30 protein-coding genes are annotated in these 23217 nt (G+C 58.0%); 21 read left to right on the forward strand and 9 right to left on the reverse strand.

The genetic code is table 11. From position 1 onward, the window contains the following. Window positions 1-79: 79 nt before the first annotated feature. A complete protein-coding gene (locus PuT2_RS02885; protein WP_093969507.1) occupies window positions 80-616 on the reverse strand; it encodes an adenine phosphoribosyltransferase in 537 nt (178 codons plus the stop codon). Window positions 617-681: 65 nt separating this feature from the next. Here PuT2_RS02885 and PuT2_RS02890 point away from each other — a divergent pair, with 65 nt between their 5' ends. The 10 genes from PuT2_RS02890 (at window position 682) to PuT2_RS02935 (ending at window position 8274) form a co-directional block, all read left to right on the forward strand. Further along, window positions 682-1668: an SIS domain-containing protein gene (locus PuT2_RS02890; RefSeq protein ID WP_093969508.1), complete on the forward strand. Its 987-nt coding sequence runs from the start codon at window positions 682-684 to the stop codon at window positions 1666-1668. A gap of 3 nt (window positions 1669-1671) precedes the next feature. Next, window positions 1672-2271 (forward strand): HAD family hydrolase, encoded by a 600-nt coding sequence (locus tag PuT2_RS02895; protein ID WP_093969509.1) that lies wholly within the window; start codon window positions 1672-1674, stop codon window positions 2269-2271. Next, complete coding sequence (gene lptC / locus PuT2_RS02900; RefSeq protein ID WP_093969510.1) at window positions 2271-2900, forward strand: LPS export ABC transporter periplasmic protein LptC; 630 nt, start codon at window positions 2271-2273, stop codon at window positions 2898-2900. Before PuT2_RS02895 ends, lptC begins: the two co-directional genes overlap by 1 nt. Further along, entirely contained in the window at window positions 2897-3496 is a 600-nt protein-coding gene (gene lptA / locus PuT2_RS02905) for a lipopolysaccharide transport periplasmic protein LptA (protein ID WP_093969511.1), read from the forward strand. The genes lptC and lptA overlap by 4 nt, the downstream gene beginning before the upstream one ends. 10 nt (window positions 3497-3506) lie before the next feature. After that, entirely contained in the window at window positions 3507-4298 is a 792-nt protein-coding gene (gene lptB, locus PuT2_RS02910; RefSeq protein WP_093969512.1) for an LPS export ABC transporter ATP-binding protein, read from the forward strand. Between the two features lie 186 nt (window positions 4299-4484). Next, on the forward strand, window positions 4485-4811 hold the full coding sequence (gene hpf / locus PuT2_RS02915; protein WP_093969513.1) for a ribosome hibernation-promoting factor, HPF/YfiA family: 327 nt from the start codon (window positions 4485-4487) through the stop codon (window positions 4809-4811). Window positions 4812-4968: 157 nt separating this feature from the next. Continuing rightward, window positions 4969-5424 carry a PTS sugar transporter subunit IIA gene (locus tag PuT2_RS02920; protein ID WP_173862498.1) on the forward strand — a complete coding sequence of 152 codons (456 nt, stop codon included), beginning with the start codon at window positions 4969-4971 and terminating at the stop codon, window positions 5422-5424. Window positions 5425-5431: 7 nt separating this feature from the next. Further along, entirely contained in the window at window positions 5432-6367 is a 936-nt protein-coding gene (gene hprK / locus PuT2_RS02925) for an HPr(Ser) kinase/phosphatase (RefSeq protein WP_093969515.1), read from the forward strand. Further along, a complete protein-coding gene (gene rapZ / locus PuT2_RS02930; RefSeq protein ID WP_093969516.1) occupies window positions 6364-7227 on the forward strand; it encodes an RNase adapter RapZ in 864 nt (287 codons plus the stop codon). The genes hprK and rapZ overlap by 4 nt, the downstream gene beginning before the upstream one ends. 6 nt (window positions 7228-7233) lie before the next feature. Beyond that, complete coding sequence (locus PuT2_RS02935) at window positions 7234-8274, forward strand: septal ring lytic transglycosylase RlpA family protein (RefSeq protein ID WP_093969517.1); 1041 nt, start codon at window positions 7234-7236, stop codon at window positions 8272-8274. On the opposite strand, the gene rsmI is transcribed toward PuT2_RS02935, so the two are convergent. Further along, window positions 8271-9200 (reverse strand): 16S rRNA (cytidine(1402)-2'-O)-methyltransferase, encoded by a 930-nt coding sequence (gene rsmI / locus PuT2_RS02940; RefSeq protein ID WP_093969588.1) that lies wholly within the window; start codon window positions 9198-9200, stop codon window positions 8271-8273. The two genes, PuT2_RS02935 and rsmI, sit on opposite strands and share 4 nt — an antisense overlap. A 40-nt stretch (window positions 9201-9240) precedes the next feature. Here rsmI and PuT2_RS02945 point away from each other — a divergent pair, with 40 nt between their 5' ends. The 6 genes from PuT2_RS02945 to PuT2_RS02970 all read left to right on the forward strand — a co-directional run bounded on the left by PuT2_RS02945 (window position 9241) and on the right by PuT2_RS02970 (window position 13270). After that, the gene (locus PuT2_RS02945) at window positions 9241-9726 is read left to right on the forward strand and encodes a YraN family protein (protein ID WP_093969518.1); all 486 of its coding nucleotides are present in this window, start codon (window positions 9241-9243) and stop codon (window positions 9724-9726) included. Window positions 9727-9807: 81 nt separating this feature from the next. Then, window positions 9808-10401, forward strand: coding sequence for a phosphoheptose isomerase (locus PuT2_RS02950; protein ID WP_173862499.1), 594 nt, complete (start codon window positions 9808-9810; stop codon window positions 10399-10401). Between the two features lie 11 nt (window positions 10402-10412). Next, window positions 10413-11114: a BON domain-containing protein gene (locus PuT2_RS02955; RefSeq protein ID WP_254046918.1), complete on the forward strand. Its 702-nt coding sequence runs from the start codon at window positions 10413-10415 to the stop codon at window positions 11112-11114. After that, on the forward strand, window positions 11111-11605 hold the full coding sequence (locus PuT2_RS02960; RefSeq protein ID WP_093969519.1) for a TlpA disulfide reductase family protein: 495 nt from the start codon (window positions 11111-11113) through the stop codon (window positions 11603-11605). Before PuT2_RS02955 ends, PuT2_RS02960 begins: the two co-directional genes overlap by 4 nt. A 27-nt stretch (window positions 11606-11632) precedes the next feature. After that, window positions 11633-12535 (forward strand): acetylglutamate kinase, encoded by a 903-nt coding sequence (gene argB, locus PuT2_RS02965; protein ID WP_093969520.1) that lies wholly within the window; start codon window positions 11633-11635, stop codon window positions 12533-12535. Between the two features lie 3 nt (window positions 12536-12538). After that, the gene (locus PuT2_RS02970; RefSeq protein WP_093969521.1) at window positions 12539-13270 is read left to right on the forward strand and encodes a pyrimidine 5'-nucleotidase; all 732 of its coding nucleotides are present in this window, start codon (window positions 12539-12541) and stop codon (window positions 13268-13270) included. 61 nt (window positions 13271-13331) lie between these two features. Here the strand turns inward: PuT2_RS02970 and PuT2_RS02975 are convergent, their stop codons facing one another. From PuT2_RS02975 to gpmA, 4 genes are read right to left on the reverse strand one after another with little or no spacing between them, the layout of a single operon-like run. Continuing rightward, window positions 13332-14084 carry a molybdopterin-synthase adenylyltransferase MoeB gene (locus tag PuT2_RS02975; RefSeq protein WP_093969522.1) on the reverse strand — a complete coding sequence of 251 codons (753 nt, stop codon included), beginning with the start codon at window positions 14082-14084 and terminating at the stop codon, window positions 13332-13334. Further along, window positions 14084-15598 (reverse strand): S41 family peptidase, encoded by a 1515-nt coding sequence (locus PuT2_RS02980; RefSeq protein WP_093969523.1) that lies wholly within the window; start codon window positions 15596-15598, stop codon window positions 14084-14086. The genes PuT2_RS02975 and PuT2_RS02980 overlap by 1 nt, the downstream gene beginning before the upstream one ends. Window positions 15599-15621: 23 nt before the next feature. Then, window positions 15622-17103: a murein hydrolase activator EnvC gene (locus PuT2_RS02985; protein ID WP_093969524.1), complete on the reverse strand. Its 1482-nt coding sequence runs from the start codon at window positions 17101-17103 to the stop codon at window positions 15622-15624. Window positions 17104-17108: 5 nt separating this feature from the next. Beyond that, entirely contained in the window at window positions 17109-17861 is a 753-nt protein-coding gene (gpmA, locus tag PuT2_RS02990) for a 2,3-diphosphoglycerate-dependent phosphoglycerate mutase (protein WP_093969525.1), read from the reverse strand. An 89-nt stretch (window positions 17862-17950) separates the two neighbouring features. Between gpmA and PuT2_RS02995 the strand changes: the two genes are divergently transcribed. From PuT2_RS02995 to PuT2_RS03010, 4 genes are read left to right on the forward strand one after another with little or no spacing between them, the layout of a single operon-like run. Next, complete coding sequence (locus PuT2_RS02995) at window positions 17951-18364, forward strand: rhodanese-like domain-containing protein (protein WP_093969526.1); 414 nt, start codon at window positions 17951-17953, stop codon at window positions 18362-18364. A 29-nt stretch (window positions 18365-18393) separates the two neighbouring features. Continuing rightward, window positions 18394-18651, forward strand: a complete 258-nt coding sequence (grxC, locus tag PuT2_RS03000; RefSeq protein WP_093969527.1) for a glutaredoxin 3 — start codon at window positions 18394-18396, stop codon at window positions 18649-18651. Window positions 18652-18704: 53 nt separating this feature from the next. Next, window positions 18705-19208: a protein-export chaperone SecB gene (gene secB / locus PuT2_RS03005; RefSeq protein ID WP_093969528.1), complete on the forward strand. Its 504-nt coding sequence runs from the start codon at window positions 18705-18707 to the stop codon at window positions 19206-19208. 1 nt (window position 19209) lies between these two features. Next, window positions 19210-20271: an NAD(P)H-dependent glycerol-3-phosphate dehydrogenase gene (locus PuT2_RS03010; protein WP_093969529.1), complete on the forward strand. Its 1062-nt coding sequence runs from the start codon at window positions 19210-19212 to the stop codon at window positions 20269-20271. Here the strand turns inward: PuT2_RS03010 and PuT2_RS03015 are convergent. Both PuT2_RS03015 and PuT2_RS03020 read right to left on the reverse strand, forming a co-directional pair. Continuing rightward, a complete protein-coding gene (locus PuT2_RS03015) occupies window positions 20268-20738 on the reverse strand; it encodes a tRNA (cytidine(34)-2'-O)-methyltransferase (protein ID WP_093969530.1) in 471 nt (156 codons plus the stop codon). The two genes, PuT2_RS03010 and PuT2_RS03015, sit on opposite strands and share 4 nt — an antisense overlap. 2 nt (window positions 20739-20740) lie before the next feature. After that, window positions 20741-21496 (reverse strand): ComF family protein, encoded by a 756-nt coding sequence (locus tag PuT2_RS03020; RefSeq protein WP_093969531.1) that lies wholly within the window; start codon window positions 21494-21496, stop codon window positions 20741-20743. Between the two features lie 74 nt (window positions 21497-21570). Here PuT2_RS03020 and PuT2_RS03025 point away from each other — a divergent pair, with 74 nt between their 5' ends. Then, complete coding sequence (locus PuT2_RS03025; RefSeq protein WP_093969532.1) at window positions 21571-22479, forward strand: methyltransferase domain-containing protein; 909 nt, start codon at window positions 21571-21573, stop codon at window positions 22477-22479. A gap of 19 nt (window positions 22480-22498) precedes the next feature. Here PuT2_RS03025 and PuT2_RS03030 read toward each other — a convergent pair whose 3' ends face one another. After that, window positions 22499-23209, reverse strand: coding sequence for a response regulator (locus PuT2_RS03030; RefSeq protein WP_093969533.1), 711 nt, complete (start codon window positions 23207-23209; stop codon window positions 22499-22501). Window positions 23210-23217 lie beyond the last annotated feature (8 nt).

A 23217-nucleotide genomic window follows, 5' to 3' on the forward strand; every position in this document is an offset into this window, starting at 1 on the left:
GCACATGCGGTCGTACGGCCAAAAAAATTGCCGGCCCAAACAAGGGCCGGCAATTTTTTATACTAAACCACTAAAGTGCTTAGAAGCTGCAAACGGTATAAATAGGCAAGCCAGTTTCTTTAAGGATGTCGGACCCGCCCAGTTCGGGCAAATCGATAATTGCAGCAGCCTCGACCACATTGGCCCCCAAACGCTGCAACAGCTTAGCCGCCGCTACCATGGTGCCGCCGGTAGCAATCAGGTCGTCGATCAACAACACCCGCTGACCCGGCTTTACCGCATCGGTGTGCATTTCGACCGTCGCGTTTCCGTATTCAAGGGTGTACTCTTCGGCCAGCGTTTGGTAGGGCAACTTGCCCTTTTTGCGCACCGGCACAAAACCTAGGTTAAGTTCGTAAGCCAGCACCGACCCCAAAATAAAACCACGGGCATCGACCCCGGCCACCAAATCGAGCCGCTGACGCATATAGCGATATACGAACAAGTCGACCAGAACACGGAACGAGCGGGGATCTTGTAATATCGGGGTAATGTCTCGAAACGTTACACCCGGGCTTGGCCAGTCTGGGACGCTGCGGATGGCATTGCGAATGTACTCTGCTGGGTCGGTATGCATTTAAATTGCCGTAAGACATAAAGTTGGACTTAGGGTTAACTATAACCTTAATTTAAAATGACAAGATGACATCATCACTGCTTTCCACCACCGAAACGCTGGCATCGGCGCGCCGTACGCTGCGCACCGAAATCAATGCGCTGCAGGCGCTCAACGACCGTCTCGACGCGTCGTTTCACATGGCCGTACAAAAAATACTGTCGTGCCAGGGCAAAGTGGTTGTGACGGGTATCGGAAAGTCGGGCCATATCGGCCGCAAAATCGCGGCCACCCTGGCCTCTACCGGCACACCCGCTTTTTTCATGCATGGCGTCGAAGCCATACATGGCGACTTGGGCATGCTCACGGCACAAGATGTCGTTATGGCCATTTCGTATTCGGGTGCCGCCCAGGAACTCATGACCGTTCTGTCGGTCTGTAAACGTATGGCCGTCCCCATCATCGCCATTACAGGCCACCCCGGCTCCGAGCTTGCCGCCAATGCCGACATCCACCTTAACGTGCATGTCGACCACGAGGCGTGCCCGCTTAATCTGGCCCCCACCGCCAGCACAACGGCCACCATGGCACTGGGCGATGCCATTGCCGTTGCTTGCCTCGAAGCTCGTGGTTTTCAGGCCGAAGACTTCGCCTTGTCTCACCCCGGCGGCGCGCTCGGGCGCCGGCTGCTTACCCATGTCCGCGATGTCATGCGTTCAGGCGAGGCCCTACCCATCGTGCTCGAAACCACGCCAGTGCCCGACGCACTGCAAGAGATGTCGCGCAAAGGCATGGGCATGACGATCGTCATCAACGAAGCGCATGCCCCTGTAGGCATTTTCACCGATGGCGACTTACGACGCCTGATCAGTCGCGAAGGCGATATCCGACACCTCTGCGTTGCCGACGGCATGTCGCGCAACCCCAAATACGTATCGGCCAACGCGATGGCCGTCGAAGCTGCCACCCTGATGGACACCAACCATCTAACTCAGGTTGTGGTCGTCGACGAGCAAGGTTTGCTTATCGGCGCCCTGCACATGCACGACCTAATGGCCGCAAAGGTAATTTAATTCATGAAACCCATTTCAATCCCCCACCCTGCCGAAGCCCTTATTCTGGCCAAAGTCAACAGCGCCGTTATCGACCGCGCCCGAGAAGTCCGCCTTATGGCCTTCGACATCGACGGCATCCTGACCGATGGCGGCCTGTGGTACGGTGAAAACGGCGAACTGGTCAAGCGCTTCAACTCGCTCGACGGCTACGGTTTACGCATGCTGCGCGAAAGCGGCATTGCCGTCTCTTTTATTACCGGGCGCAAAGGCCCCATCGTCGCCCGTCGCGCTGCCGAACTCGGCATCGAAATGGTGCAACAAGGCGTGCGCGATAAGGTCCAGGGGCTGACAACCATGGCTCAAGAACTGGGCTGCACCCTTGACCAAGTCGGCTTCATGGGAGACGACATCATGGATCTGGCCGCACTCCAGCGCGTTGGGTTCTCTGCCAGCGTCCCCAACGCGCCAGCGTATATTTCTCAAGCAGTACATTGGGTCTCGTCGGTCAATGGCGGGCACGGTGCGGCGCGCGAATGCTGCGACCTCATCCTTGCCGCGCAAGGTCGGCTTAGCACGTTCCTGCAGCCCAACACTGTCATTTTGGGCGACGTCACCCAATAATGAAAGAACGCCTTCCTTCTCTCGTCGCGCTTTTACTGCTTGTTTCACTGGTTTTTTTAAGCTGGTGGGCGGCCGATTACACCTTACGCTCGGTCTTGCTTGACGAGCCCCGCCGCCTTACACACGAACCCGACGCCTGGTCGCAAAAATTTGTCATGATCCGCACCAACGAAGAAGGGGTTGCCATCAACCGCCTCGAGGGTGACTACATGGTGCACTACCCTGACGACGACTCATACGAAGTCGATGAAGCGCGAGCCGTCGGGCAGCGCGTGGGTTCTCCGGTAACGGTTGCCACCGGCAACAAGGCCATCATGGACAACGACGGGAGCCGTATAACCCTCTCGGGCGATGCTAAATTACATCGCGTACCCTACGACGACCGACCGGCCCTCGACGTCACCAGCGAACAGCTTATTTTGCTGCCCGATGAAGATGTTGCGTACACCAACCTGCCTGCCTTGGTGGTCAACGGGAAGTCGCGCATTAACGGAAAAGGCATGCGCTACGACAACGACTCTCGTACACTTGAGGTTTTCTCCGCCAGCGACGTAAAAATTTCCGGCGAAGAATCCCGTAAACGCTCCGATAGCCAGAACAGCAACGGGCCTGACACGCAAACACCATGACTTCAAATCGCCCCTATCTTCTTACGTCTTTACTGGCCTGTACCTTGCTATGCCTGGGCTTTACAGCCAATGCCCAACAGGCGCAGGGCAATGCCCCCGCCGAAGAGCCCGACACGCTCATTTTGTCTGATACGCTCAACTACGACGATGCCAAGAAAGAAAGCACCTTCACCGGTAACGTCGTCATGACACGCGGTCAAATGACACTTAACTCCGACGTCCTCGTCACGCGCGAAGATGCCGAAGGCTTCCAGTACGGTACCGCTACGGCCAACAAAGGCAAGCTGGTGTTCATTCGCCAAGAAACCCCCGAGAAATTCGAGGTTGTCGAAGCCCGCGGACTTCGCGCCGAATACGATGGCAAAACTGAAACCATCGAAATGATCGGACAGGCCATCGTGACCAAATTTGTTTGCGGCAAGGCTTTCGACACCATCAGCGGCGAACGGGTCAAGTACAACCAATCGACTAGCGTTTACCAGGCATTTGGCGGCCCGAACTCGGCTGCACGCGGCGGGCGTGTACGCTCGCTGGCCACGCCCGGCGCCAAGGCCGAAGCCGCTGCGGCTGCTTGCCAGCAAAAGTCCAAACCTTAAGGCAGTACGCATGGCCTCTACAGCACCACATCGCGCGCCGCTGCGCGCGGCCAGCGATCAACCGGGTAGCCTGACAGCTACTGGCCTGAAAAAAACCTACGGCAAACGCACTGTTGTACAAGACGTCTCGCTATCGGTCGACAGTGGCGAAGTCGTCGGGCTGCTTGGCCCGAACGGCGCTGGCAAAACCACCAGTTTCTACATGATTGTGGGTATTGTCCCCACCGACTCGGGTCGCATCGAAATTGACGGCGTCCCTATTACTGCCATGCCCATGCACAAACGGGCGCGGCTGGGTCTGTCGTACCTGCCGCAAGACGCCTCGGTGTTTCGTCGGCTCACGGTCGAGCAAAACATTCAGGCCGTCCTCGAGCTGCAAGTCGACGAGGCGGGTCAGCCCCTGACCCGGAATGAAATCAATAACCGCCTGGAATCATTGCTCGACGAACTGCAAATCCAACACATTCGCAGCAATACCGCCATCTCTCTCTCGGGCGGCGAACGCCGACGCGTCGAAATTGCCCGAGCACTGGCAACCCACCCCCGATTCATCCTGCTCGACGAACCCTTCGCGGGCGTCGACCCCATCGCGGTCATCGAGATCCAGCGCATTGTGCACTTTCTCAAGTCACGCAACATCGGTGTGCTTATTACCGACCACAACGTACGCGAGACACTAGGCATTTGCGACCGCGCCTACATCATCAGCGAAGGTAAAGTGCTGACCAACGGCCATCCCGACGAAATCATCGACAACGAGGCTGTTCGTCAGGTTTATCTGGGCAAAAATTTCCGGATGTAAGTTCGACCCGGCCAAACGCCGGGTCACAGCGCACGGTTTTTTTTGATTTTCGACAAACCCTGTGTTTACCCCACTTGCTTTCGCCGCAGCAGGCGATACACTGAAAACGTTGACACTACCAAGGAGGCCCCTAAGTATCCGTAAACGGCGCCATGCGCCCAGTGTTGTTTTTAATAGGAGCTCAACATGAACCTGAGTATTACCGGTCGTCACCTCGAAGTAACCCCCGCCATCGATGAATACGTCAAAACGAAACTGGCACGGGTTTCCCGACATTTTGATCACGTTATCGACACCCAGGTTATGCTCTCTGTAGAGCGTCTGAAGCATACGGCCGAGGTCACCATGCGCTTGCGCGGCAAAGACTTGCACTGCGAAGCCTCCAACGAAAACCTCTACGCCGCCATCGATCTGCTGGCAGACAAAATCGATCGTCAGGTCATCAAATACAAAGATAAAGTTCAAGACCACACCCACGATCCGCTAAAACGGCAGGAAATCCCCGCCGAATAGCATCATCCGGCCCGGCAGTTGCCCCAGCGCTAATGGCGCAACGGTGACGCAAACCTGCAGGCCCATGAGCCAGCCCCAATCACTTAAAAGTGTTGGGGCTTTCGTACATTAGGACCCGCACTTTCTGTAAACACATTACCCTCATATAATGTTCACTATGAACTTAATGTCGCGTATTTTGCCTCTGCAGAACATCGTGCTTGACCTCGAAGCCACCAGCAAGAAACGTGCCTTCGAACAAGCCGCCCTGCTGTTTGAAAACCACCACGGCATCGCTCGTACGGCCGTTTTCCAAAGCCTTATCGGGCGCGAACGGCTTGGGTCTACGGCGCTAGGCCACCTCATTGCCGTGCCGCACGGCCGCATCAAGGGCCTCAAAGAGCCCGTAGCCGCGTTTTACCGGCTGGCCGAACCGGTACGCTTCGACCCAAACGACGGTCGACAGGCCAGCATGCTGTTTTTCTTGCTAGTCCCCGAGGCCGCCACACAAATTCACCTCGACCTTCTCGCTGAAATCGCCCGGCTTGCCGCCGACGAAACACTAAGGCAAAAACTGGCTTCCGCCACCGATCCGGCCGAGATTCACCAGCTGCTGACTACCAGCTCTTCGTAACGCCGCCATGCTGACCGTTCAAGAGCTCGTAAGCGACAACACCGAAAAAATTGCCTTTACCTGGGTCGCGGGGCTCAGTGCAGCGCACCGAGTTCTTCCCGACATCGGTATGGCCGGGGCCGATTTGGTCGGCCACCTTAACCTTATTCACCCCTCACGCATTCAGGTTTTCGGTAAAGCCGAACTACTTTATTACACCCGCTTCGAACCCAAGCGCCGCCTGCATCACCTCGAAGACCTGGTAGCTGGCGGAGTACCAGCCATTCTCATGGCCGAAAGTCTCGAAGCCCCCGAAGATCTGCGCGACTTTTGCAATGCCCAGCAGGTGCCCCTGCTTTCTACCTCCATCGAAGCAGCCAAGCTCATCGACCTGTTGCGTATTTATCTGGGCAAGCGGCTAGCGCCTAAAACCATCGTCCACGGCGTCTTCATGGACGTCCTTGGGCTCGGGGTCTTGATTACGGGCGAATCTGGCCTGGGCAAAAGCGAGCTGGCACTCGAACTGATTTCTCGAGGTCATGGCCTGGTGGCCGACGATGCCGTCGAGTTCTCGCGTACCGCACCTGGCATTATCGAAGGTCATTGCCCGCCCCTGCTACAAAACCTCCTCGAAGTTCGTGGCTTGGGGCTGCTCGATATCCGCACTATTTTTGGTGAAACGTCAGTACGACGCAAAATGCGACTCAAGCTGATTGTGCAGCTCATGCGCTCTAATGCCGACGCCTTCGAGCGCCTGCCCGTACAAGACCTGACCCAAGACATCCTCGAAACGCCCATTCGCCGCGTCATGCTGCAGGTGGCGGCAGGCCGCAATCTTGCCGTGTTGGTCGAAGCGGCGGTACGCAACACCATTTTGTCACTGCGCGGCATCGACACCATGGGCGACTTCATCGAACGGCAGGCGCTGGCCATCATGGAAAGCAGCCGCCCCGAGTCGCCATGAAAATCGTACTCATCACAGGCATTTCAGGCTCAGGCAAATCGGTCGCTCTGCGGCTACTCGAAGACTCCGGTTATACCTGCGTCGACAATCTGCCCGTCAAGTTCCTGCATGAATTCATTGCCACGGTTCGCGAAGAAAACCTCGATCGCGTCGCCGTTGCGATCGATATCCGCTCGCCAGGCGAGTTGGCCGGGTTACCCGACATCATCACGGGCTTGCGCGCACAAGGCACCGAACTCAAAGTTATTTTCCTCGACGCCAGCGACCATGCGCTCATGCAGCGCTATTCCGAATCCCGGCGACGGCACCCACTTACCGATCGCCTGCAAAGCAAGGGCGACTCACCCTCTTTGCTCGAGTGCATACACACCGAGCGCGAGCTGCTTGCGCCTCTGCGAGACCAAGAGCACGTCATCGATACATCCGACCTGACCCCGGGACAACTGCGCGCCTGGATGCGCGACCTCATCCAGGCGGGTCGTGCCGAAGTCGTCCTCACCTTTGCATCGTTTGCCTACAAGCGCGGGGTACCTGGCGACGCAGACCTGGTCTTCGATGTTCGTTGCCTGCCCAACCCCCACTACGACCGCGAACTCAGGCCCCTGACGGGGCGCGACGAACCGGTCGCAGCCTGGCTCTCTCAGTTCGGCAGTGTCGAAACCATGATCGAAGATATCAGCGGCTTCATCCGACGCTGGCTACCCCTTTATTTACAAGACACCCGCAACTACCTGACAATAGCCATTGGTTGTACCGGCGGGCAGCACCGCTCGGTGTATGTCGTCGAGCAACTCGCGCGCCGGTTCGCCGACCACGCCCCCCTGCTAGTCAGACACCGTAACTTGCCTGTTCGCCCGTAAATTGCTATGGCCTTTTACCGCTTGCGCTATTTCTGCCTGATCTTACTCCTGGCCATTTTGGCCGGGTGTTCATCGTCGGGCAAGCGCTCGGGCGGCTACTATCAAAACGACGGCCCAGGCAGCTCACCGCCGGCCAATATCGAAGCCATCCCCGACGCCATACCGCGCATCGAAGCCTATGCGCCTGCTAATTTGCGCCCTTACTCGGTCTTTGGTCGACGGTATGTGCCCATCAGTGGCAATGCCCCCTACCGCGAAGAGGGGATCGCGTCCTGGTACGGACGTCAGTTTCATGGCAACAAAACTGCCAATGGCGAGACCTACGATATGTATGCCATGACCGCGGCGCACCCAACGCTGCCTATTCCCAGCTATGCCCGCGTTACTCGGCCCACCACCGGGCGCTCGATCATCGTCCGCATCAACGACCGCGGCCCGTTTCACCCCGGCCGCATCATCGACCTTTCGTATGTGGCGGCTGCAAAACTGGGGCTGATTGGCCCAGGCAGCGGCAAAGTCGTCGTCGAAGCCATCACACAAACCGACATTAGTCGCGGAACCTGGAAAACACCCGGGCAAAATACAGTTGCTGTTGCCCCTCAAAACGCCCAGGACACGGGCGCCCTCCGGGCACAAACCTTTACGGCCGACGAACCTGCAATGACGCCCCTGATGCCCGATGCCCTGTCGGCCATTGCCCTGACAGACAGTAACGGGGTGACATCGCCCGACGATGCCGGCAACGCCTCCACGTCGCCCAATAGCACCTTTGCGGCATCGTCCGAGCAAGCGCAAATTGCGCCACCTGCAAGCAGTGGGTTTTATCTTCAATTTGGCGCATTTGGCAACGCCGAAAATGCCCAGGCGCTGGCTCAAAAGTTAAATACTCAAATTGCAGGGGTCGAGTCACAAACCGTACACGTTGCCCAGGGCGGCGAACTGTTTCGCGTTCAATTGGGCCCATACGCTGACCGCACCCAGGCCGTCAATGCTGCCGTGCGGGTCTACGATGCCGTAGGCGCCCAGCCCACTATCGCACTTCGCTAACCTTTTTGCTGTCGCTCAAGCGCCAGCTTGTAAAGCACATCACGCGGCATCCCGCTGACTTTTGCCGCAATTTTGGCGGCATCGCGCACACTCACAGACTCAAGCAAGGCATCCAGCAGCGTATCGGTGGCCGGATCAAGCAGCGTGGCGTCTGACACCGGCGGCGCATGCACAATCAAGACAAATTCGCCTTGTTCATGGTGACTATCACTATCGACCCAGGCTTGAGCCTGGGACAACGACAATGTATGCACTTGCTCAAAACGCTTGGTCAATTCACGTGCAATGGTCAGTTGCCGGTCGGGCCCGCAGACTGCCAGCAAATCAGCCAATGCCGCACGTAACCGATGCGGTGACTCGAACATGACTACCGGCGCGGGCGTCGTGCACCACGCTTGCAACCACTTACGCCGGGCGACCGGCCGGGACGGCGTAAAGCCGGCAAAGACAAACGCCGGATTTTCGTCGGACGTAGCGCCGCTGGCCATCAACGCAGCAATAACGGCACTGGCACCTGGGATAGGCACCACCCGATACCCGGCTTCGCGCACCGCACGCACCACGCGGGCACCTGGGTCGCTAACGCCAGGCGCGCCCGCATCGGACACCAGCGCCACACGTTGCCCCTGCCCCAACCGCTCGATAATAGACTGCGCCGCCTGAGCCTCGTTGTGACGGTGCGCAGCCAACAAAGGGGTTTGAACCCCCCAGGCATCCAACAGCTGACGACTCGCACGCGTATCTTCGGCGGCAACAACATCACAAAGCGCTAAAGCATGCAAGGCCCGTAACGTCAAATCTGCCAAATTACCGATAGGTGTCGCCACGACATATAAAGTCGACGCGGGCCAGTCTTGCCCCACCACACGATCAGTGAGACGTTTCCATGACCCCTCCAGGGCGCCTACATCGAAATTTTCAAGCATACTCAACCCGTTAAAACCTTCATAAGGTGGCCCGCCATACATGCCCGACCACGACGACCTGACGTTCGAGCTTGCGCGTATTGCGCAAGGCAAGGCCATCAGACGTCGGCGTGCGAAGCCGCGCAGTGCGCCGACGCCTCAACCAGAAACGGCCCAGGGGTCGCCAACACAACGTATCGGCTTCGAAGCCGAGCACCGTGCCTGCGAGTTTCTGACGCAGCGCGGGCTTCAGGTCGTCGACAAGAACCTGCGCTGTAAAGCCGGGGAAATCGACATCGTTGCCATAGACCCGGACCAGAGCCTGCTGATATTTGTTGAGGTTAAATTACGCACCGGCCAAGACTTTGGCGGCCCAGCTGCCAGTGTAAACCGTGACAAGCAAGACAAACTACGCCGCGCGGCTTTGTTTTTTTTGCCTCGTCTGGCGCGTACCTGCTTTGGCGGCAACGAACCGGCCTGCCGCTTCGATGTAATAACCGTCGATAAAGCCGGGCTGACCTGGATCCGTAATGCCTTTGACACCTGACAATACGCTCCTCGGGCCTTGTGCCAAAAAACGTTACATTACCTGACCTCGATTTACAACGCTCATGAGATAATACCGGGCATGGATATGACCTCTCGCATGTCGTCCCACTTCGACGACGCCATCGATACCTTCAAGGCCAGCGCACAGGCTTTGGCCGAGCCCCTTGCGGCATCTGTCGACGTTTTATTTGCGGCACTGGCCAACAACAATAAAATTCTTGCTTGCGGCAACGGCGGTTCTGCCGCCGACGCTCAACACTTCATCGCCGAACTTGTCGGACGTTTCGAGCGCGACCGCCTGCCATTGGCGGGTATTGCACTGAATACCGATACGTCCATTCTTACCGCTGTTGGCAACGACTACGGCTACGATCACATCTTCGAGCGCCAGGTTACCGCACTGGGTCAACCCGGCGACATCCTGGTCGCCATCAGCACCAGCGGGAACTCACCCAACGTATTGCGGTCTATCGAAGCAGCCCACGATCGCGAAATGATGGTGATCGCCCTGTCGGGCAAAGGCGGCGGCAAAATGAACGACGTCCTGCTCGACACCGACATCCACCTATGCGTGCCGCACGATCGCACCATGCGCATTCAAGAAGTCCACATTATCTTGTTGCATGCGTTGTGCGATGGTATCGATGCACTGCTCCTCGGAGACGCCCTGTAATGATTATGTCCATGCCAACCCTCCTCAAAAAAGGTTTTCTTGCCCCCCTGCTTGCGCTAACCACGCTCTTATCTGGTTGCGGCGTCATGCTGGTAGGCGGTGCTGCAACCACTGCAATGGTGGCCGCCGATCGTCGCACCGCCGGCGAGCAGGTTGAAGACCAGGCCATCGAAATGAAGATCGGCGCAGAAATGCGACGCCTGTTTGGCGACCGTGCACGCGTCATCAGCGTGTCTTATGCCGGTCGCGTCTTGCTGGTGGGCGACGTCCCCAATGCGCAAGACAAAGCCCAGGCCGAAACCGCCGCAGCAGGCGTCGAGAACGTCAAAGAAGTCATTAACCGCATCCGCATCGGCGACATTACACCGCTCAGCGTGCGCACCAACGACACCTGGATCAGCACCAAAGTCAGAACCGCCCTGATCGAAGCCAAAGAAGTACCGGCACGCACCATTGTGGTCACCACCGAACGCGGCATTGTCTACCTGCAAGGCAAGGTCACCGAAACCGAGGGCGTGTTGGCAGCCAAGGTCGCCTCCAATGTTTCGGGGGTCAATGAAGTCGTCAAGCTGTTCACCATTGTTTCCCGCGAAAGCCTCGTGTCGCCGACAGCGCCTGTTTCCGACGCCTCGCGCAGCACAGCGGCTCAGCCCGCCAGCGCAACACCGGCTAGCAGCAGCGGCCCCGATACCCAAACAATGCCTGTCCAATGAGCAAACTTAAAATCTTTATTGTGGCGGCGGTAGCCGCCGTCGGCCTGCTGGCCTGGCAACTGTCCTCGCCCGCACGCACCGCACCCCAGGTATCGTTCACCAACCTGCAGGGCAAAACCTTTACTACCGAAGACCTCCGCGACAAAGTCGTCATGGTCAAGTTCTGGGCCACCAGCTGCGTGACTTGCATCCAGCAAATGCCCGATACTGCAGCTACCTACACCGCGCTGGCCGACCAAGGCTACGACGTCATTGCCGTCGCCATGGACTACGACCCCATCGACTATGTCCGTAATTACGCCGAAACCCGCGAGCTCCCGTTTAATGTTGTGCACGATGCCGACGGCAAAATTGCCGCCGCCTTCGGCAACGTCCAGCTCACGCCAACGGCATTCCTTATCGATAAAGACGGCAACATCGTCAAGCGTTATCTTGGCAACTACAATAAAGAAGAATTCGTCAAAACCGTTCAGCGCGCGCTGGCCGGTTAAGTTTGCAAACTCTCTGCTTCTGCGCCCATGACCACACCCTCGTCCGACCCAACCACCTACACCTCCGAGATCAAGGCAGCCGTTCTTTCCGAAGCACTGCCCTATATCCGTCGCTTTCACGGTAAAACCGTCGTCGTCAAGTACGGCGGCAATGCCATGACCGAAGAGGCGCTTCAACGCAGCTTCGCGCACGATGTCGTATTGCTGAAACTGGTGGGTTTAAACCCGGTTGTCGTGCATGGCGGCGGCCCGCAAATCAACGAAGCGCTCAAACGCGTCGGAAAAGAAGGCGAATTCATTCAAGGGATGCGCGTCACCGATGCCGAAACCATGGAAGTCGTTGAATGGGTTCTGGGGGGCCAGGTCCAGCAAGACATTGTTATGATGATCAACGAAGCTGGCGGCAAGGCGGTGGGCCTGACCGGTAAAGACGGCTGCCTTATTCAGGCCACCAAAAAACTGGTGCCTAATAAAGAGCGCCCCGGTGAAATGATCGACATCGGTTTCGTCGGTGACATTTCCCGCATCGAACCGGCCGTCGTAAAAGCGTTGCAAGACGATCAGTTCATCCCTGTCATTTCGTCAATTGGCTACGGCGAAGACGGGCGCGCCTATAACATCAACGCCGATCTGGTCGCTGGCAAAATGGCCGAAGTTCTGGGCGCCGAAAAGTTGGTCATGCTCACCAACACACCAGGCGTTCTCGACAAGCAAGGCAAATTGCTGCGTAGCCTCTCGGCTCGAACCATCGACGAACTCTTCGAAGACGGCACCATTTCAGGCGGCATGCTGCCTAAAATTTCTTCGGCACTCGACGCCGCGCGCAACGGAGTCAATTCGGTTCACGTCGTCGACGGTCGGGTTCCACACTGCCTGTTGCTCGAAATCCTGACCGACCGCGGCGTCGGCACCATGATCAGCGCCCACTAGCGCATGCGGTCTATTCATACCCGTTTACCCACACAACGGGCACGACGGGCGTATGCACAGCATGCGCCCGTTTGGTTATTCGACCTCGACAACACACTGCACGACAGCTCCCGCGCCATTTTCAAAGTCATCGACGGGAAAATGACAGACGCCGTGGCGCAATGTCTCGATGTTGATATCGACTTGGCAAACGAGCTTCGCGCACGCTACTGGAAACGCTACGGCGCAACCGTTATCGGGTTGGTCAAGCACCATAACGTAAACGCCCGCGAATTTCTGCGCATCAGCCACGATTTCGATGCCGAGCCGCTAGTGCATTCCGAGCCAGGTCTGGCGCGCAAGTTTTCGCGCTTGCCTGGCAGAAAGGTATTGCTTACCAACGCGCCTCACGACTATGCCCGGTCGGTGCTTAAAACGCTGGGCCTGCTGCCGTACTTCGATATGATCTGGTCGATCGACCATATGAGGCTGCAGGGCAATATTCGCCCTAAACCTTCACGCGCCCTAATGCGACAAGTCGTAGCGCGGCTAGGCACTCGCCCCGATCAGGTCATTTTGGTTGAAGACACTCTGAAAAATTTGAAAACAGCACGCCAGATGGGTTTACGTACCGTGCACATTTTTCACCCAGGGACACCGTTTTCGGCCATGCACAGCGGGCGCAACAGCTACGTTAACCTGCGTATCAGTACCCTGGGCACACTACTAACCGCCAAACGGCCATTACGACGGTAACACCAGGGCCGTACCCGCCAGACCGCTGCGAAAGCCAAGGCAGCCTCTCAAAACCTCACCCCTAGCAGGACGACGCGCAGACCGGGCAACCCGGGTCTTGCCGATACTTAATTTGATGCCACTGCATGGTCAAGGCATCGAGACACTGCAACCGCCCCACTAACGGCTCGCCTATACCGGCAATGACCTTAATGGCCTCTGCCGCCTGCATGCTGCCCACAATGCCCACCAAGGGCCCCAGCACGCCAGTCGTCGCGCAATTCAGCTCGTCTACCTCGTCGCCTTCAGGAAACAGGCAATGGTAGCAGGGCGCATCGGGGCGACGGAGGTCGAACACACTGACTTGCCCCGAAAAGCGTATGGCTGCGCCTGAAACCAAAGGCTTACGGTGCGCTACGCACGCCCTATTAACGGCGTGACGCGTGGCAAAGTTGTCGCAGCAATCCAGTACAACGTCAACGTCGGCAACGGCCTGTGAAAGCGCCGCATCGTCAAGCCGTTCGAGGCGTGGCACCACGCTAACAAAAGGGTTGATAGCGTTCAGCGTCTGACGTCCCGATTCGGCCTTGGGGACGTCGAGCCGGGCGGTATCGTGCATGATCTGGCGTTGCAAGTTCCCAATATCAACGACATCGTCGTCGGCCAGAACAATATGCCCCACACCGGCAGCAGCCAAATACATCGCCGCCGGCGACCCTAAGCCACCGGCCCCCACAATGAGTACTCGTGCGGCCAGCAGCTTTTCTTGCCCCTCGATGCCCAGCTCGTCGAGCAAGATATGACGCGCATACCGCAGAAGCTGCGCGTCATCCATCAGTCAACCTTAATCATGCCTTCGGGAGTGAAGCGGTAACGCTCGACACCCGACGTATTGGCGCCATCAGAGGCACGCGCAGGGACTTCAGCCGTTTTTACGGCGCCGCTGTCATTTTTTTTTTCGGCCCCGGCATCAGCCTTGGCAACGATTTCATTCTTCTTGACCTGCTTACCTTCAAGCAAATTAATGGCCTGCTGCAGCTGGAAATCGTCTTTACCGCCAAACTCGAACATCTTGACATCGGGCGGCGCCATATCTTGCTCATCTTCCTGGGGCGTTACGACCTCGGGGGCCGACGAACCATTGGCCAGATGATGTTGAAGATCGGCTTCACGAGGAATGCGGAACAAGTTGCCCTGCGGCGTGTCGTCGACAACAACGTCGGGTTCGACGCCTGTTGCCTGGATAGACCGCCCGCTTGGGGTGTAATACAAAGCCGTTGTCAGTTTGATGCCGGAGTCTTCGGTAAGCGGCAACACGCTTTGTACCGAGCCCTTGCCAAACGAACGGTTGCCCAGCACCTTGGCGCGCTTGTGATCTTGCAACGCGCCGGCGACAATCTCGGAGGCCGAGGCCGAACCAACGTTGATCAACACCACCATGGGCACTGTTTTGGCCCATTCGGGGAAAACGACATCGCTGTTGGACACGCCACCGAAGCTGCGCACGTAGTTCACTGGCTTGGCGTGATATTCGCGGTTCGACGACGGAATACGGCCTTTGGTTGACACGACCAGGACATCTGGCTTGAGGAAAGCCGACGACACACCAATGGCGGCATCGAGCAGACCACCTGGGTCGTTACGCAAATCGAGGACCAACCCTTTAGGGGCCTTGCCACCCCCAAGCTCGCGCAACTGGCGAGCCAGGTCGGACACGGTGCGCTCTTGGAACTGGGCAATACGTACATAACCGATATCGTCAGGCAACATTTTGCTGCGCACGCTACGTACCTTGATCATGTCGCGGATGATTTTTACCATCAGGGGCTTGTCTTGGCCTGCTCGCTGAATAGTAAGCACGATAGGCGTTTGGGGCTCGCCACGCATGAGTTTGATGGCTTCGCTAAGGGTCATACCCTTGGTGGGCTTGCCATCAATGTGCGTGATCAGGTCACCCGACAAAATGCCGGCACGGGCGGCCGGAGTGTCTTCAATGGGCGCGATGACTTTAGGCATGCCGTCTTCGCTGCCGATTTCGATACCCAACCCGCCAAAACCACCCTGGGTTATGGCTTCCATTTCTTTGAAAGCTTCAGGGTCGAGATAAGCCGAATGCGGATCAAGGTCGTTGAACAGACCTTTGATGGCCTCATTCATGAGCTTTTGATCGGTCAGGGGTTCGACGTAACTGGCCTTGATGGCGGAAAACACATTGGCGAACTGCTGCAGCTCGCGCAACGGCAAAGGCTCGCCGCGCTGCGCAACTGCAGAAATACCCAGGCTGAGCAGCACGCCGCCGACCGCGCCCATCATGACCAGACCAAAACGACCAAACTTGCGAGTGCTCATGCACATTCCTGTATGTAAACGAATTAACGCCCCAACCAAAGTTGCGGGTTGACGGGCTTGCCGTTATGCCGAATCTCGAAGTATAGACCGGACTCGACCTGCCCACCGGTTGCCCCAACCGTGGCAATGGCATCGGACACCTTCACGGTATCACCCACCTGCCGCAGCAAGCTTTGATTGTAAGCATAGACAGAGAGATAGCCCTGCCCGTGATCGACAATAAGTAGATTACCAAAACCATTGAACCAACCGGCATAGGCCACTCTGCCGGGCGCGACCGGACGAACACGGGTGCCTTCGCGCGCACGAAGAACAATACCCCGCCAGACCCCGCCGTCGGGGCGCTCCATGCCAAATCGGCCCTGGATTTCCCCCTTCACCGGCAGAGGCAGGTTTTTACTAAGACCCTTCAAAACCGCAACAGGTTCCGCAGATTCCGGTTCAGTCGGCCCGCTATCCTCGTCGTCGTCGGCGGCAGTGGGGGCCATACGCTCGGCCGGACGGCGAGCGACCTGCGGCGGCGGTGCCGTTTCCTGGGCTTTTGCCGGCTCGGCATCGTCATTACCTATGGCATCGACAGTGACCACATCGGTTTCAGGTGCGACACGAACCTGCTCAAGCGCCTTAGCCTGACGTTCGGCCTCGGCCGCTTTGGCACGCTGTTCTGCGGCAAGCCGTTCACGCTCGGCTTTTGCTTTGGCCTCTGCAGCTCTGCGCGCGGCCTCTTCAGCTGCGCGCTTTTCACGCGCAATACGCTCGGCCTCGCGCTGACGGGCAATTTCGACCTGCAGCCCATCGACCAGAGACTCGAGACGGGTTTCGTTGCGCGCCAGGGTTTTGGCTTGCTGTCGCTGCGTTTTAAGCTCGGAATCAATCCGGGCCAGCACCTTCAGGCGCTCGGCCTTCTGGGCTTCGAGCTCAACTTTCTTCTGACTGGTTTCTGTCGTGAGTTCGGCCAGTTCGGCCTGCCGGGCAACCTGATTAGTTTGAAGACGCGACAGACGCTTGACACTGGCATCGAGCGCGCGCACCGAGTCGGCCTGGGCTTGCGACACGTAACCCAAATAGCCCAGTTCGCGCCCGATTTCTTGCGGGTTGTCACCGGACAGCAACGCAGCCCAGGGCGACAAACCGCCGGCATACTGGGCCCGCAACTGATCGGCTAGCTCTGCTTGATGACGCTCGACATCGGCTTTGCCTTTGGCAATTTGCGTTTCAAGCGTCGCCAACTGCGCACGCACGGCCTTGTCTTGGCGCTCAAGCTCGTCAAGACGCCGGTTGATGCCGGAAATGGCAGACTCGGACTCACGCAAAGCAGACGCGGCATCGTCGCGTGAAGACGTTTGCTTGTCGATGTCTTTTTGCAGCTCGGCAATGCGTTCGCGCAATTCAGTTTGCTGACGGCGTGCCTCGGCCTGCCGGGCTTCGAGGGCCTGGGAGGATTGATTGCCCGACGCAACACCCGCCCACAGGACCAACATTGCGCAACCGAGCACACGCCGCATGACGCTTATTCCTTTTTGGCTTTACCCTGGGCTGCAACCGCAGCCATGGCCGCCTCGATTTCGGCGGCGTCACCCAGATAATAATGACGAATAGGCTTGAGATCGTCGTCAAGCTCGTAGACCAGGGGCTGGCCGGTAGGAATATTCAGCGACACGATATCGTCGTCGGAAATGCCGTCGAGATGCTTGATCAGCGCCCGCAGACTGTTGCCGTGCGCCGCGACCAATACGCTGCGACCAGAACGCAAGGCCGGTGCTATAGAGTCGTTCCAGAAAGGCACCACACGCGTAACGGTGTCTTGCAGACATTCGGTTGCCGGGAGCTGGTCGGCAGGGATTTTGGCGTAACGCTTGTCAAAACGCGGGTGGCGCGGATCATCGAGCTCGAGCGGATTAGGCGCGATGGCATAAGCGCGGCGCCACACCAGCACTTGCTCTTCGCCATACTTGGCGGCCGTTTCGGCCTTGTTAAGGCCTTGCAAAGCACCATAATGGCGCTCGTTCAGGCGCCAGCTCAGGCCCACCGGCGTGTGCATAGCATCCATAGCGTCAAGGGCGATCCAGAGCGTACGAATGGCCCGCTTGAGCACCGACGAAAAAGCGATGTCGAACTCAAAGCCTTCGTTCTTGAGCAGTTCACCGGCTTTGCGGGCCTGTTCGCGACCGGTTTCGGTCAGGTCGACATCGGTCCAGCCGGTAAAGCGGTTTTCGAGGTTCCATTGGCTTTCGCCGTGGCGCATGAGTACGAGTTTATGCATGACAAAAAAGACCTAAAAGTTGAATTATCGCGTCCATTTTATAATCCCTGTAAACCTTGACCATTTCAAGCATCAACCTGGGACACATCGTGGATTTCATTCTTAGTGAGAACAACCTTTACATTTTACTGATTGCCGTCGTTTCCGGCCTAATGTTGTTGTGGCCGACGCTCATGCGCGGCAGCCGCGCATCCAGCGTGAGCGTATCCGAGGCTGTCCAACTGGCCAACCAAAAACAAGGCATCTTCATCGATGTACGCCCGCACGAACGCTTCAAGGCCGGCAGCATCGCTCAGGCACGCAATGTCCCATTAGCCGACATCGACGCCAAAATGTCCAGCCTGCCCAAAGACAAACCACTCATCGTGTTTTGTGATCAGGGCCGCATTTCAGGCTCGGCGGCCAGCAAATTGCGCAAAAACGGTTTCGCCGAGGTCGTCAGCCTTGAGGGCGGCCTGAACAAATGGACAGAAGCCGGCATGCCTACGTCGGCAAAACATTAAACCCAATCGCATCACCCAAAGGAACACACATGGCCGTCGTTACGATGTATAGCACCGCCGTCTGCCCGTTCTGCGTGCGCGCAGAAATGCTGCTGAAACAGCGCGGCGTCACCGAAATCCAAAAAATCCGTATTGACACCGACCCGGCGCAACGCGAAGCCATGATGGCGCGCACCAATCGCCGCACCGTACCGCAAATCTTTATCGACGACACGCATGTCGGCGGATACGATGACCTGGCAGCACTAGACAGGGCCGGCGGTCTGATGCCCTTGCTGAGCAAATAATTCGTAAACTGCGGCATGGCAATAGTGCCATGCCCAAACTCATAGGAAGACAAATGGCCGAACAGGACCAAGCCGCTCAAGGCAATAACACCCCCGACCCCAGCTTCAATCTGCAGCGCACCTACGTTAAAGACCTGTCGCTCGAAATGCCCAACGCGCCCCAGATTTTTCTGGAACAGGAAGGCCCGAGCGTCGAAGTCACCATCAATGTCGGCGGCCAGCAACTGGCAGAAAGCATCTACGAATCAACCGTAACAGTGACCGTCACGACCAAAATCCAGGACAAAACCCTGTACCTGATCGAAGCGACGCAAGCCGGTATTTTCGAAGCAGCCAACATCCCCGCCGAACAACTCGACCCGCTGTTGGGCATTGTCTGCCCGACCATGCTTTACCCGTACTTGCGCGCCACCGTTGCCGACGCCATCACGCGTACAACTCTGCCCGCATTGCACCTAGCCGAAGTCAACTTCCAGGCACTCTATGAGCAACGTCTGGCACAAATAGCCGAGCAACAATCGGACATCCAACTGCCGCCCGGCGCAACGCGTCAGTAACATGCCTCAGTCTGCATCAGCGCCGTTGCGCGTCAGTGTTCTGGGTGCCGGCAGTTGGGGCACAGCACTTGCAGCACTGGCCTGCGCCAATGCCCAGGTGATGATTTGGGCGCGCGACGCGGCGCTGGCAGAGGCCATCAACGCAACACACCAAAACGCTAGGTACTTGCCGGGCATCACACTGCCTTCGGCGCTTCTTGCCACCAGCAATCTGTCTCAAGCCGTTGCGCACGCGTGTGCGGGCCAGGGCGCTCCTGGGCTCATTATTCTCGGCGTGCCGGTTGCAGGCCTCGAAAGTACCTGCAGTGCCCTCGCTAACGAACTGACCAAACTAAACCACCCTGCAGTTTCGGTGGTCTGGACGTGCAAAGGTTTCGAGCAAACCTCGGCGCAATTACCGCACGCCATTGCCCAAAAAGCACTGGCCCCCATCCCCGGCGTCGGGCTGGGTGTCGTGTCGGGACCATCGTTTGCCAAAGAGGTTGCACAAGGTTTGCCCGTTGCGTTGACCGTTGCCAGTCATCATCCTCAAGTCATCGAAGCCACCACGCAAGCACTGCATGGTAGCAATGCCCGCATTTACAACAGCACTGACGTCATTGGCGTAGAAGTGGGCGGCGCCATGAAAAACGTCATGGCTATCGCCTGCGGCATTTCAGACGGCCTGACGCTGGGCACCAATGCCCGCGCAGCACTTATCACCCGTGGCCTGGCCGAGATGCAGCGGCTGGGCGTCGCCCTGGGCGGTTCTGCCGACACCTTCGCCGGCCTCACCGGCCTGGGCGACCTGGTCCTTACAGCCACCGGCCCGCTCTCGCGTAACCGGCAAGTAGGCCTGGCCATTGGCGAGGGCCAAACCCTAGACGCCATTTTGGCCAATGGCATGACAGCCGAAGGCGTGCGGTGTGCGCGCGCTGCGCTGGCCCTGGGTAACCAACTGGGCGTCGACCTGCCCATTACCCAAGCGGTATGCGATGTCTTGTTCAACGGGCTATCGGCACGGCAGGCGGTCTCCGACCTGCTATCGCGCGAAGCCAAGCCCGAAACACCCAAGCAAGCCTAAACGCTGCCTTCGTACCCCTGCTGTCGCCAGGCTTCATACACCGTCACGGCGACCGCATTCGACAAGTTCAAGCTGCGCTGGCCGGCACGCATCGGCAAGCGCAAACGTTGCTCAGGCCCAAACAGCGCCAACTGGTCAGCCGACAATCCGGCCGTTTCGCAACCAAAGACAAAAACGTCATTAGGCTGGAAAACAAACACCCCCAGCCGAGATGACCCCTTGGTCGTCAACGCAAACCGACGCATCGGATCGCCGCCGATGGCGGCCAGCGCGCCCGGCAAATCGTCGTGCACCCGGACATCCGCCCACTCATGGTAGTCGAGCCCGGCCCGGCGCAAACGTTTGTCATCGAGCTCGAACCCCAAGGGCCGGACTAGGTGCAAAGCCGCGCCAGTATTGGCGGCCAACCGAATAACGTTGCCGGTATTTGGTGGAATTTCAGGTGAAACCAGAACAATATGGAACATGTTTATCTTGATAAGACGTCGTTAAGTCGCTCGCGTACGGGAGTACGCGCCAGTACTACCCCTGTCACCGCCGTCGCACCCGCCGCCAGCAACACCCTGGATACGGCATTCAAGGTACTGCCGGTCGTCATGACATCGTCGACGACGGCAAAACGATGGCCGGCGACCTTCGACGAGCATCCAAAAAGCTCTGCTGTGCCAGCCAGACGCTGCTGACGATTCAGGAATTTTTGCGGCCCCGTCTCGTGATGTCGGTACAACCAATGATGCTTACAAACCAGACCTAATCGGCGCGCGAGTTGTGCGGCCAGCTCGGCAGCAGGATTAAACCCGCGACGCTGCAGAGAAGCTTTGGTCGCAGGGACAGGAACCAGGATTGTATCGTCGGGCAGGACATAGCGCGTGTCGCGCATACGATCGGCCATGAGTGTGGCTAATGTTTTAGCCAATACAAACCGTCGCTGCTGCTTGAACTGCAACAGCAGCAAATTGGCGGGGAATGTGTAGTCGACAGCCGCAAATACCTGACCAAACACGGGCACAAGCGCAGCGCAATCGTGACAACACCCTCGCGCATCGAGCCGCAGGCAGCACCGAGGGCAACGCCTTCCCGATGTTGTCATGCTGCGGCAGGCTTCGCCTGCACAAATGTTGCACAACAGCCCGCCCTGCACCGTAGAACGGCACAAGACGCACTCGCCCGGCAGCCATAGGGTCAGGCCGTCCACCCATTCGCGCAGCCGCAGACTATAGGCCATAATAGCCAGTGAAAATCAACATATCGCCATCTGACCATGGCGTCGGCCATGTGCCAAGCGCCGCATACACAAATATGTCATCACACCCCTCGCTGCCCATCCAGGCCGACCACGTCGTTAAACAGTTCGCTCGCCGTGCGCCGCTAGACAACGCCCAGTTTCTTTACGGTGAGGTTGCTCAGCGTATGCTGCAGCGGCTCAGTTATATCCGTGTCACGCCCGAAACTCTGGTCGATGCGGGCTGTGGCGCCGGGCATGCCATCGAACCGCTACGCGCCCGCTATCCCACCGTCGATTACATGGGGGTCGACAACTGCGCCGCACTGCTCGACGTGGCGCGCGAACGTCACGCCGGCAAGCGTGGGCTCTGGAATCGTCTGCGCAACAAGCCCACGCCCAATACCGACTTCACATGCGCCGACCTGGCCGACACTGCCCTGCCACCCGAGTCGGCGGGCCTAGTCTGGTCAAATATGGCATTGCATTGGCACCCCCGCCCGCACGACGTCCTTCTAGAATGGCGACGCGTTCTGAAACCCGAGGGGGTCGTGATGTTTTCTTGTCTGGGGCCGGGCACGTTTAAAGAGTTGCGCTCAGCACTGCAGGCTGCGGGGCTGCAAACAGCGACACCCGCTTTTGTCGATATGCACGATTTTGGCGATTTGCTTATCGAGTCGGGGTTCAGCGACCCAGTAATGGACCAAGAAACCCTGACACTCACCTACCGTAGCGCCGAAAAACTACTTGAAGACCTGGCGAGCTTGGGCGGCAACCCGGCTCAAAACCGCCGCAGCGGGATGGTAGGTCGCGAATGGCGCGGTCGCCTGCTGGACGCACTAGAAAAACAGCGTGCCATGGACGGCACTATTCATTTAAGCCTTGAGATAGCTTATGGCCATGCCTGGCGAGCGCGCACTTACAGCACGGCACCCGGCGAAGCCCGCATTTCGGTCAGCGCCATTACACGACGGCCGAAACCCTAAGGGCCGTGCTTAACGCAACCTAGCGCGACTCTTGGCGACGGCGCGATGCGTCGATACCCAGCTGTTTAAGCTTCCGGTACAAGTGCGTGCGCTCCAGGCCGGTGCGCTCGGAAACCCGCGTCATGCTGTGATTTTCTCGTGCCAGGTGGTATTCAAAATAAATACGTTCGAATTCGTCGCGCGCATCGCGTAACGGCTGATCGAGCGGGATATTACTAAGCTGCAGGGCATGTGGCTCGAGCGCTACCGAGGCTTCGGCAGCGGCAGCAACTGCTGGCGTTGCGGCCGACGACTGTATGACCGGAGCCGCTGCCATAGCTGCGTTTGCCGGAGCTGCCGCTGAAGCCGCCGCACCACGACTGACCACTGGGCGTGCCAACGCCGCCGCAATGGTCTTCAGCAACTTTTGCAACGTAATGGGCTTTTCGAGAAAATCGACCGCACCAATCCGCGTGGCCTCGACCGCCGTGTCGACCGTGGCATGGCCACTCATCATGATGACAGGCATATCGAGCAGGCCTTGTGACCCCCATTCGCGCAACAAACTAACACCGTCGGTATCGGGCATCCAGATATCGAGCAGCACCAGGTCAGGGCGCGCGCGCTGACGGGCTGCCCGCGCTTGAGCGGCGTTTTCAGCCAACTCAACGGTATGCCCTTCGTCGTAAAGGATTTCAGACAACAACTCTCGAATGCCGATTTCGTCGTCTACCACCAGTATTCTGGCCATAAAGCATC

Origin of the sequence: Pusillimonas sp. T2 (assembly GCF_002236805.1) — a bacterium.
In the GTDB taxonomy this organism is placed as follows: domain Bacteria; phylum Pseudomonadota; class Gammaproteobacteria; order Burkholderiales; family Burkholderiaceae_B; genus Neopusillimonas.

Excerpts from the sequence above, each read along its gene's own strand:
- PuT2_RS02885 (WP_093969507.1), bottom strand. The coding sequence starts at position 616 with ATGCATACCGACCCAGCAGAGTACATTCGCAATGCCATCCGCAGCGTC.
- PuT2_RS02890 (WP_093969508.1), top strand. The coding sequence starts at position 682 with ATGACATCATCACTGCTTTCCACCACCGAAACGCTGGCATCGGCGCGC.
- PuT2_RS02895 (WP_093969509.1), top strand. The coding sequence starts at position 1,672 with ATGAAACCCATTTCAATCCCCCACCCTGCCGAAGCCCTTATTCTGGCC.
- lptC (WP_093969510.1), top strand. The coding sequence starts at position 2,271 with ATGAAAGAACGCCTTCCTTCTCTCGTCGCGCTTTTACTGCTTGTTTCA.
- lptA (WP_093969511.1), top strand. The coding sequence starts at position 2,897 with ATGACTTCAAATCGCCCCTATCTTCTTACGTCTTTACTGGCCTGTACC.
- lptB (WP_093969512.1), top strand. The coding sequence starts at position 3,507 with ATGGCCTCTACAGCACCACATCGCGCGCCGCTGCGCGCGGCCAGCGAT.
- hpf (WP_093969513.1), top strand. The coding sequence starts at position 4,485 with ATGAACCTGAGTATTACCGGTCGTCACCTCGAAGTAACCCCCGCCATC.
- PuT2_RS02920 (WP_173862498.1), top strand. The coding sequence starts at position 4,969 with ATGAACTTAATGTCGCGTATTTTGCCTCTGCAGAACATCGTGCTTGAC.
- hprK (WP_093969515.1), top strand. The coding sequence starts at position 5,432 with ATGCTGACCGTTCAAGAGCTCGTAAGCGACAACACCGAAAAAATTGCC.
- rapZ (WP_093969516.1), top strand. The coding sequence starts at position 6,364 with ATGAAAATCGTACTCATCACAGGCATTTCAGGCTCAGGCAAATCGGTC.
- PuT2_RS02935 (WP_093969517.1), top strand. The coding sequence starts at position 7,234 with ATGGCCTTTTACCGCTTGCGCTATTTCTGCCTGATCTTACTCCTGGCC.
- rsmI (WP_093969588.1), bottom strand. The coding sequence starts at position 9,200 with ATGCTTGAAAATTTCGATGTAGGCGCCCTGGAGGGGTCATGGAAACGT.
- PuT2_RS02945 (WP_093969518.1), top strand. The coding sequence starts at position 9,241 with ATGCCCGACCACGACGACCTGACGTTCGAGCTTGCGCGTATTGCGCAA.
- PuT2_RS02950 (WP_173862499.1), top strand. The coding sequence starts at position 9,808 with ATGGATATGACCTCTCGCATGTCGTCCCACTTCGACGACGCCATCGAT.
- PuT2_RS02955 (WP_254046918.1), top strand. The coding sequence starts at position 10,413 with ATGCCAACCCTCCTCAAAAAAGGTTTTCTTGCCCCCCTGCTTGCGCTA.
- PuT2_RS02960 (WP_093969519.1), top strand. The coding sequence starts at position 11,111 with ATGAGCAAACTTAAAATCTTTATTGTGGCGGCGGTAGCCGCCGTCGGC.
- argB (WP_093969520.1), top strand. The coding sequence starts at position 11,633 with ATGACCACACCCTCGTCCGACCCAACCACCTACACCTCCGAGATCAAG.
- PuT2_RS02970 (WP_093969521.1), top strand. The coding sequence starts at position 12,539 with ATGCGGTCTATTCATACCCGTTTACCCACACAACGGGCACGACGGGCG.
- PuT2_RS02975 (WP_093969522.1), bottom strand. The coding sequence starts at position 14,084 with ATGGATGACGCGCAGCTTCTGCGGTATGCGCGTCATATCTTGCTCGAC.
- PuT2_RS02980 (WP_093969523.1), bottom strand. The coding sequence starts at position 15,598 with ATGAGCACTCGCAAGTTTGGTCGTTTTGGTCTGGTCATGATGGGCGCG.
- PuT2_RS02985 (WP_093969524.1), bottom strand. The coding sequence starts at position 17,103 with ATGCGGCGTGTGCTCGGTTGCGCAATGTTGGTCCTGTGGGCGGGTGTT.
- gpmA (WP_093969525.1), bottom strand. The coding sequence starts at position 17,861 with ATGCATAAACTCGTACTCATGCGCCACGGCGAAAGCCAATGGAACCTC.
- grxC (WP_093969527.1), top strand. The coding sequence starts at position 18,394 with ATGGCCGTCGTTACGATGTATAGCACCGCCGTCTGCCCGTTCTGCGTG.
- secB (WP_093969528.1), top strand. The coding sequence starts at position 18,705 with ATGGCCGAACAGGACCAAGCCGCTCAAGGCAATAACACCCCCGACCCC.
- PuT2_RS03010 (WP_093969529.1), top strand. The coding sequence starts at position 19,210 with ATGCCTCAGTCTGCATCAGCGCCGTTGCGCGTCAGTGTTCTGGGTGCC.
- PuT2_RS03015 (WP_093969530.1), bottom strand. The coding sequence starts at position 20,738 with ATGTTCCATATTGTTCTGGTTTCACCTGAAATTCCACCAAATACCGGC.
- PuT2_RS03020 (WP_093969531.1), bottom strand. The coding sequence starts at position 21,496 with ATGGCCTATAGTCTGCGGCTGCGCGAATGGGTGGACGGCCTGACCCTA.
- PuT2_RS03025 (WP_093969532.1), top strand. The coding sequence starts at position 21,571 with ATGTCATCACACCCCTCGCTGCCCATCCAGGCCGACCACGTCGTTAAA.
- PuT2_RS03030 (WP_093969533.1), bottom strand. The coding sequence starts at position 23,209 with ATGGCCAGAATACTGGTGGTAGACGACGAAATCGGCATTCGAGAGTTG.